Annotated in this window: 3 protein-coding genes; all 3 read right to left on the minus strand. The window is 43.0% G+C overall.

What is annotated here, in order from left to right; translation table 11 throughout:
• Nucleotides 1–395, minus strand: a 395-nt coding sequence (locus tag ACH2DQ_RS04575) for a dihydroxy-acid dehydratase (protein WP_395025745.1), incomplete at its 3' end; no start/stop codon positions are given.
• A gap of 216 nt (nucleotides 396–611) precedes the next feature.
• The gene (locus ACH2DQ_RS04580) at nucleotides 612–1,292 is read right to left on the minus strand and encodes a FadR/GntR family transcriptional regulator (protein ID WP_394915313.1); all 681 of its coding nucleotides are present in this window, start codon (nucleotides 1,290–1,292) and stop codon (nucleotides 612–614) included.
• 66 nt (nucleotides 1,293–1,358) lie between these two features.
• On the minus strand, nucleotides 1,359–1,680 hold a 322-nt coding region (pilM, locus tag ACH2DQ_RS04585), incomplete at its 5' end, for a pilus assembly protein PilM (RefSeq protein WP_395025748.1).

Here is a 1,680-nt window from a genome sequence, read left to right on the forward strand (position 1 = left end):
CTTGCTGCAGCCATTAATAAACCTGGTACATTTTTGTCACAATTTGGAACCATCACCAGCCCGTCAAAAGGATGTGCCGTAGCCATGGCTTCTGTGGAGTCGGCGATCAGTTCCCTGGTCACCAGAGAATACTTCATCCCCTCATGTCCCATGGCAATGCCGTCACAGACTGCTATTGCCGGAAAAACAATTGGAACGCCCCCTGCCATGGATACCCCCTGTTTTACAGCCTCCACGATTTTATCCAGATTCATATGTCCCGGTACAATATCATTCTTGGAGCTTACGATACCAATAAACGGACGCTTCATTTCCTCTTCTGTCAAACCTAATGCATACAGCAAAGACCTCTGGGGTGCTGCATTTACCCCTTTTGTAATGATGTCACTTCTCATATTCTCACCCATATCCGACTACAGGACTGCCTGTAATACTGCCGCCTTTCTTTTTTATGATTTTTTCATCTTCAAACCCGTTTCAGGAGATATGATGTATAATAATACATATGTTGTCTAATGTCAATATATACATCATACAACTCTCATTAAAATAAAGGCAGGTACAATTGTTCTGCACCTGCCTTTATTTCACTGCCCCGTTACCGGGAGCGCTTATGATTCTATTTCTAATTCCTTCATAGCATGAAGAATATGAATTTTCATGGCACTTTTTGCACCCTGTGCATTTCTGGCCTCCAGAAATTCCATAATCATTCTATGATCTGACAGGGTGTCCTGTACTGCCAGTTCTTTCTGATTTGACAAAATGACACCTTTATCAATGGCCCGGTAGATGACCGGCATTAACTGGTTGATAAATTCATTATGGGTAGCCCTGGCAATTGCATTGTGAAACCCCTGCTCAACTTCCGTTCGGTCTTCCCCTTTTTTAATCTTTTCTTCTACCTGGCTTCCAAAGTTTAGAATCCGCTTCATTTCTGTATCCGTAGCCCTGGTTGCCGCCAGGAAAGCTGCTTCTGGTTCAAAAATAAGCCGAATCTCATACAGATCCCTGGCATCCATTTTTGCCTCCGAAAGGGGCTTTAATGCTTCCATGCTGATATCAGTCATATGCTCAGACACGAAGGTTCCGCAGCCTCTTTTGATCTCCACTACCCCATTGGTAGCCAATATGCGGATCGCTTCGCGAAGGGTAGTTCTGCTTACTCCCAGTTCCTCAGACAGCTCATTTTCATTGGGAATCTTATCCCCTGGTCCAAATCGTTTCTCTATGGTTATCATCGCCAGTATATCTTCTGAGACACTGTCTGACAATCTCTTTTCTTTTACCATACTATAACCCCTGTCATTTTTGTAACATTCAAAATTTTACAGCGAATGCCCGCATCCTTAACACCACTATTCCACACAATTCATCGCAATCCCCACCGGCGTCACCAAGAATGGATTTTCCGGCTTTATGGTTTTAATACCTGTTTTTTTCTCGAATATTTCCTCGATTCCCGTGAGACAGCAAGTTCCTCCACACAGATAGATCCCTTTGATCTTCTGATCATGGATATATTTATTGACAATGGATGCCATTTTTTCAAATACCGGTTTTACCACCGGGAAGATCTCATTATGATTGCTGTAATCCTGCTTCATAACCTCTGCTTCTTCAAATGATATATGGTACCTTCCAGAAAGAACAAGTGTAACATGTGTTCCTCCTGTTGCC

The sequence above is a fragment of the Robinsoniella sp. genome (assembly GCF_034124845.1).

What these genes read in the sequence shown, in the direction of transcription:
- ACH2DQ_RS04580 (WP_394915313.1), bottom strand. Translation starts at nt 1,292, where the DNA reads ATGGTAAAAGAAAAGAGATTGTCAGACAGTGTCTCAGAAGATATACTG.